Source organism: Binatus sp. (SeqCode) (assembly GCF_036522015.1).
Classification (GTDB): Bacteria; Desulfobacterota; Binatia; order Binatales; family Binataceae; genus Binatus.
Genome location: NZ_DATDGQ010000329.1, coordinates 1 through 6,382 on the forward strand (window position 1 = coordinate 1; position 6,382 = coordinate 6,382).

Annotated in this window: 6 protein-coding genes and 1 pseudogene; 4 read left to right on the forward strand and 3 right to left on the reverse strand. The window is 60.7% G+C overall.

What is annotated here, in order from left to right:
* The 4 genes and pseudogenes from VIW95_RS13910 to VIW95_RS13925 form a co-directional block, all read left to right on the forward strand.
* Positions 1-518: pseudogene (locus VIW95_RS13910) on the forward strand (hypothetical protein); the annotation flags it as partial.
* Positions 519-558: 40 nt separating this feature from the next.
* Positions 559-1,377 (forward strand): class I SAM-dependent methyltransferase, encoded by an 819-nt coding sequence (locus VIW95_RS13915; RefSeq protein ID WP_331587531.1) that lies wholly within the window; start codon positions 559-561, stop codon positions 1,375-1,377.
* Positions 1,374-1,775, forward strand: a complete 402-nt coding sequence (locus VIW95_RS13920; protein WP_331587533.1) for a Zn-ribbon domain-containing OB-fold protein — start codon at positions 1,374-1,376, stop codon at positions 1,773-1,775. The genes VIW95_RS13915 and VIW95_RS13920 overlap by 4 nt, the downstream gene beginning before the upstream one ends.
* Positions 1,772-2,923, forward strand: coding sequence for a thiolase family protein (locus tag VIW95_RS13925; RefSeq protein WP_331587535.1), 1,152 nt, complete (start codon positions 1,772-1,774; stop codon positions 2,921-2,923). Before VIW95_RS13920 ends, VIW95_RS13925 begins: the two co-directional genes overlap by 4 nt.
* 4 nt (positions 2,924-2,927) lie before the next feature.
* Here the strand turns inward: VIW95_RS13925 and VIW95_RS13930 are convergent, their stop codons facing one another.
* The 3 genes from VIW95_RS13930 to VIW95_RS13940 form a co-directional block, all read right to left on the reverse strand.
* A complete protein-coding gene (locus VIW95_RS13930; RefSeq protein WP_331587537.1) occupies positions 2,928-3,710 on the reverse strand; it encodes a nitroreductase family protein in 783 nt (260 codons plus the stop codon).
* A 58-nt stretch (positions 3,711-3,768) separates the two neighbouring features.
* The gene (locus VIW95_RS13935; RefSeq protein ID WP_331587539.1) at positions 3,769-5,340 is read right to left on the reverse strand and encodes an AMP-binding protein; all 1,572 of its coding nucleotides are present in this window, start codon (positions 5,338-5,340) and stop codon (positions 3,769-3,771) included.
* 39 nt (positions 5,341-5,379) lie between these two features.
* A partial coding sequence (locus tag VIW95_RS13940) for an acyl-CoA dehydrogenase (RefSeq protein WP_331587542.1) occupies positions 5,380-6,382 on the reverse strand: 1,003 nt, incomplete at its 5' end.

Here is a 6,382-nt window from a genome sequence, read left to right on the forward strand (position 1 = left end):
GTCCGCACCGCCTGGTCTTTCTCCTCAATGCGGGACACATGGCCGGCGGCGCCGGCGTGCATGCGTTCATCGATCGACACAGGACGGAGCTGGATCGCGTGGTGCTCGAAGTCCACCTCGAGCACGCTGCGAATGAGATCGTCGAGTGCGATGGCGTTCTGGTGGCCTCCGGACATCCAGAGCCGCGCTGGTGGTTTACGAGCAGAATCGCGCCGCTTGAGGCGATCGTGCGTGAGACGATCGTCGCCGAGCAGCTCGAGCGGTCGCTGATCCTTCCGCCCGAGGTCTTCGGTCCGATGCCAACCAGCGACGGCGGCCCCTTTCATCTTGCCGGCGTTCCGCTGGTCAACTTCCTCACCGCGCCTTTCTACCTCTTCGACGCCATGGACACACTCGACAAGATTCACCGCCAAAGCCTGGTGCCCCTGACCCGTGCCGCCGTCCGCATCATTGCTTCGACTCGCGGGGTGAGTGCGCCTGCGATGCGCGAAAGCGCCGCCGCTCGCTCGCATCGGTAACTCGGCGCAACTAGACTTGCCGCATGAAACGGTTCACGTCATGAGTTCGAATCGAGCCCATGTCGCCGCCAATACCGAGCGCTTCTCGGGTTTCGCCGAACTTTATGACATCCACCGGCCGAAGCCGTCCGAGGTCATTCTAGATCTCCTGACGCAGATTGCCGCAAAGCAACATCCCGTAGTCGTCGATCTCGGCAGCGGCACCGGACTTTCGACTCTCCTGTGGACGCCGGTCGCGGCCGAGGTGGTCGGAGTCGAGCCTAATGCCGACATGCGAGTGCAGGCCCAGCGCCGCGCCACCAAATCCGGCGCGAGCACCGTCAGGTTTGTCGAGGGGCTCTCGACTGCGACCGGCCTCCCCGACCGATACGCCGACATAGTGACCAGCTCGCAGTCGCTGCATTGGATGGAACCGAACGGCACCTTCGCCGAGGTTGCACGCATTTTACGCGACGGCGGAGTGTTCGCCGCCTACGACTGCGACTGGCCGCCGACACTCAACGTCGACGCGGAGCAGGCTTTCAACGCGTGTCGGGCCAGCGCGGAGGCGATCGAACGCTCGCGGCGCTTGGCGCCTGAGGTCCATCAGTGGAACAAGGGCGACCATCTGGATCGGATCAGGCAGAGCGGGCGGTTCCGTTACGTGAAGGAGGTCGTGCTCCATCACGTCGAGAGCGGCGGCGCAGAGCGGCTGGTGGGACTGGCGCTCAGCCAGGGCGAGATCGCCACACTGCTCAAACACGGCATAGGCGAGGACGAAATTGGGATCGCGGAGCTGCGCGAAGCAGCACGCCGCGCTCTCGGCGACTCGATCGTGCCATGGTTCTGGAGCTACCGGCTCAGGATGGGCGTGAAGTGACGGCGCCGTCGAATCTCTTCTCCGTATCGCCCAATCCGACACTCAACGGAGGACACTGTCGCGCGTGCGGCTACGTATTCTTTCCGCCGCAGAGCTATGGTTGTGAGTCCTGCGGCGCACCGCCGGAGCAACTCGAATCGAAGTCGCTCAAGGGTGACGGCGTGCTGAGTTCCTTCGCTACGATCAACCTGCATCAGGACCAGGGAATAGAAACTCCGTTCACGGTCGGCGTGATTGTTCTTGATGACGGCCCCGCCATTCGAGCGGTTCTCACTCACAAGACCGACGAGGGCTTGAAGATCGGAGATCGGATGCGCGCGGTTGTGGTCACGGTCGGTAGCGAGGGCGGCGCGCCCGCAAACGAACTCCGTTTCGCGAAGCTGGAGACTCTGAGATGAAGAAGACGCTGCGCGAAATGCGCCCCGTGTGCGTGGTGGGAATCGGTCTGCATCGTTATCAGCGCATGAGCGAGACTCCATATGTCGCGCTCGGGCTGACCGCGGTGCGCGAGGCGCTTAAGGACGCAAATATCGAATGGCGCTCGGTTGAATCCGCATACACCGGCACTGCGATGCTCGGAATGGCAGCGAGTCGCCCGATGCTGCGATATCTTGGGGCCACCGGCATACCGATGGCGCAGGTGGAGAACGCTTCCGCTTCAGGCTCGACCGCCATTCGCCAGGCCTGCCTCGATGTCGCCAGTGGCATCGCCGATGTCTCAATCGCGATCGGAGTGGACAAGCCGGCACCGATGGCATTGGCTTCGGCAAAGACCAATATTCACGACCTGGTCGGGCGCCGCGTCGTTCCGTTTACGCATTTCGCCCTCCTCGCCAACGAGTACATGAATCGTTACGGCGCCACTGCCGAGCAGGTCGCCGCAGTGGCGGTGAAGAATAATCGCAACGGTGCAAACAACCCGTATGCGCAGCGACAGAAGCCAGTCACCCTGGAAGAGGTGCTCGCCGGTCCGCCAATTTCCGGCTCGCTTACGCGGCTGCAATGCTGCCCGATCGGCGAAGGAGCAGCCGCGGCAATCGTTGCATCGGACGACGCGATCGAAAGGCTTCGAATCGATCGGTCCCGCGCAGTGCGTGTAACTGCGTCAATCTCGCGGAGCGAAAGGGTTTACCGTGGCGAACAGAATTTCGATGCCGAACTAACTCGCGAAACTGTTGCGCAAGCGTACGAGGAGGCACAAATTTCGCCCGAGGACCTCGACGTAGTCGAACTGCACGATGCGTTCACAATCGAAGAACTGCTGTACGTCGAAGCCATGGGTTTGTGTGGCGTAGGCGAGGGAGCGCGGATGATCGCGAGTGGCGACGGCGACATCGGCGGCAAATGCGCGATAAGCGCCTCGGGAGGATTGCTCGCGATGGGCCATCCTATCGGACCTACCGGAGCCGGTCAGGTGGTGGAGATTACGCGCCAGTTGCGTGGAGAAGCAGGCATTCGCCAGCAGCCAAATGCACGGACCGGACTCGCGCACATGGTCGGTATCGGCGCGGTCTGCGTCGTGCACGTCCTGCAGAAAGCTGCCTGAGCGATCACTCCGGCAGATTCAATTGTCTTGCCAGGCGGCGGAGTTCCTCCTTGCGCCCTGGAAGCGGCGCCGGTGCTTGCAGCATCTTGGATTTCTTCAGTTCCTCGACGACTTTGGGATCGCGCGGAAACGGATTCCCGTACTTGCCGAGGAAGTATTGCTCCTCGAACGGAGGCCGCGGCCGCTGCCCGCCAGCTTCGCGAGACTCCAGCGAGTAACCGACATTCAGCTGATAGAGCGGGAACCAGTCTGCGGGCGGCTTGGTGATCGCACCGATGATAGGAGCAGTGAACGCAGTTAGACACGCACCAAGTCCTTGCTCGAACGCCATCAGCAGTCCCTGGCACGCCGCGATGCCGCAATCGAAAGCAGCCATGGCCGGATATTGCGGCGATTCGGTCATCGGCTTGAGTATCATCGGATATACGACTTCATCGACGAACTTGGTACTCCAGCCATGAGTCGAAGCGACGATGTTCGCATCGACCAACTGCCGCAGGCGAGAACCCTTGACCCGATTCACCACACCGAGATCAGCATAGAAGTAGATATGCACCGGCGCGAGTTCTATGACGACAGCCTGCACCGGGTTTTTGAGTTTCTCGAGTTCGGCCTTGGGTATGTCGTCGCGCTTGACGACGATTGCGCGCAGCCAATGCGCATTGACCGCGCATGAAGCGATCAAGCATGCCTCCAAAATTCTCTGAATCTTGTCCTGTTCGACCGGTCGCTTAGGATCGAAGAATCGAATCGAACGCCGCGTGCCGATTAATTCCTGGAATTCCATTGTCCCTCCTCGCGTCGCGAATGTGGTACCACTTTGCACCGCCTCGACGGCGACCTGTTCACACCGACGCGCGCGTTCGTTCGACCTTGATGCCTGCCTGCTCGCGATCCCACGCGCCAGCCACACCTCGCGCTTTCAGGGCCGCATACTGGATGCGCTGAGTGCCGGTTTTTGGAAGCTCGTCGACAAATTCGATGAAACGCGGCACCGCGTAGTAGGCCATCCGGTCGCGGCAAAACTCGATAAGGTCTTCGTAACGAATTTTCGCGTTGGGCGCCAACACAACCGCGATCTTGACCTCATCCTCTCCGAGTTCCGACGGCACTGCATAGGCCGCCGACTCCAGCACGGCAGGATGCTGATTGACGACGGTCTCGATCTCCCATGCGGAAATGTTCTCACCGCGTCGGCGGATCGACGCCTTCTTACGTCCGCAAAAATAGTAGAAACCATCCTCGTCGGTCCTGGCGAGATCGCCCGAATGAAACCATCCGTTGCGGTATGCCTCCGCGGTCGCATCGGGAAGCTTGTGATAGTGACTGAGCTGTCCTTTGGGATGACGGAAGACGAGTTCGCCGATCTTGTCTGCGGGGAGGGGATTGTCGTTATCGTCGACCACGCGGAACTCTACCTCGCCGACCGGCTTGCCCATTGAGCCGACGCGGTCAACGTCGTTCATCAGGAACCCGGGCGAATCGACCATTCCATAGACTTCGATGATTTTGACGCCGAAACGATCCTCGAATTCTTTCCACACCGATGGCGGGCACGCTGCCGAGAGCACTACGCGCACGTCGTGCTGGCGATCGTCGGGACGCGGCGGCTGCTTGAGCAGAATCGGAATCATCCCGCCCAAGGTGTTGAATTCGACAGCGTGGTACTTGCGGCATTCGTCCCAGAATCGCGACGCGCTGAAACGCTCGGCGATCGCGAATCTAGTGTCCAGAACCATCGACCCGAATCCCGAGATCATCAGCGCGTTGCCGTGAAACAATGGAAGCGCCGTGTAGATGGTCTCGCCCGGGCGCACCTTGATTGCGCCCAGCACGGCGCTGAGCGCAGTGCTATCGCCGCCGCTCGCGATCACGCCTTTCGGAGGTCCGGTAGTGCCCGACGTGTACATCATGTTCGCACCGCCGGCACTCGAGCCCACATCGATGTCAGGTTCCCGATCGGGATGCGCCATGAGGGCATCGAGCGTCGTATCAACTCCATTTCCTATCTTGCCGTCCGCCACGACAGTAGCTTTCAGGCTCGGCAGCGAATCCTTTACCGCCATCACCGAATCGCGCAGCAGCTCTTCGAAGATCACCGCCGCGGAGTCGGAGTCCGCGAGCACGTGATGCAACGTCACGCCGCGTTGCGAGGTGTTGACAGGAACGCTCACTGCGCCGATGAAACCGATCGCGAAGTGTATCCACAAGAATTCGGGGCGATTGCCCATCATGATCGCGACGCGGTCGCCGGGCACGATACCGAGAGCAAGCAAACCATTCGCAGCGCGATGAATGTTACTCAACACTTGCTCCCACGAAAATTCCTGGTCTTTGAATTTGAGCCAGGTGTCGTGTGGATGCTGTTTCGCGCGCAATCTGATCAGCTGCTCAATCGCTCCCTGTGCACGTGCCATCGGCGACCTCCATCGCGATCAATCAAACCCTCATAGATGCTAAGCGTGTGCGTGGCCATTGGACTCGGCGAGGATGTGCCGCGCGCCAGCCAGGCTCAGAACGTCGTTGGTGCCGTCCTCGATCAGCGAGGCGCGCGCATCGCGGAACATCTTCTCGACCGGATATTCCTTGCTAAGCCCGTTGCCGCCGAAAATCTGCAAAGCGTCGCTAGTCACCTCGAATGCGGCCTGCGTGCAGAAGGTCTTCGCGGCGATCGCATGCTGTAGCGAAGGCGCCCCCGACGAGCTGTTGTAAACGGTAACCGCACGCGAGAGAGCGCGGCACGCCTCGACCTTCGTGAACATCTCGAACAGATGCTTCTGCACCAGTTGATGCTCACAGATTGGGTGCCCGCCCTGGATGCGCTCCTTGGAATAGTCGAGTGCGGCCTCATACGCGGCGCGGGCGAGACCCGTAAAGGCAGTCGACATGCCGCCGTTAGCGCCAGTCAGCGTCGCCATCGTGTGCTGCTCATAGGTGTCGGAGTTCACCACCATGTAGTGGCGCGGGATGCGCACGTTGTCGAAAAAGATCTCGCCCTGGTTAAGCGCGCGCTGCCCCAGTTTGTTTAGCGGCTTGCCCTTCGATACTCCCGGCAGGTTCAGTGGAACCACTGCCACACCTCCGCCCGACATTCCTGCCGGCGCGTGAGCCGATTTGGATGCGATTCTCAGATAAAGCGCCGCGTGAGTTGCGATAGTGCCGTTGGAAACCCACGACGACTTCTGGCCCTTGATGACGTAAGAGTCGGCGTCGAGGTGGGCGACGACCTCTCCCTTCACCTTCGGATCGTGATACTCAGGCGTGCCTACCATTATGTGATCGGAGCCATGGTTAGGCTCGGTGATAGCCCAACATCCTATGAAGGCGGCTTCGCGGTCCTCGACGTAAGGCTTGACGAAGGTTTCGTATAAATCGGGATTGCCGCTGCTGGCGGCGACGAAGTACGGGAACCCCGAGCATCCAATCGCCAACGACAGATCAACCGATCCCCACGCCAGT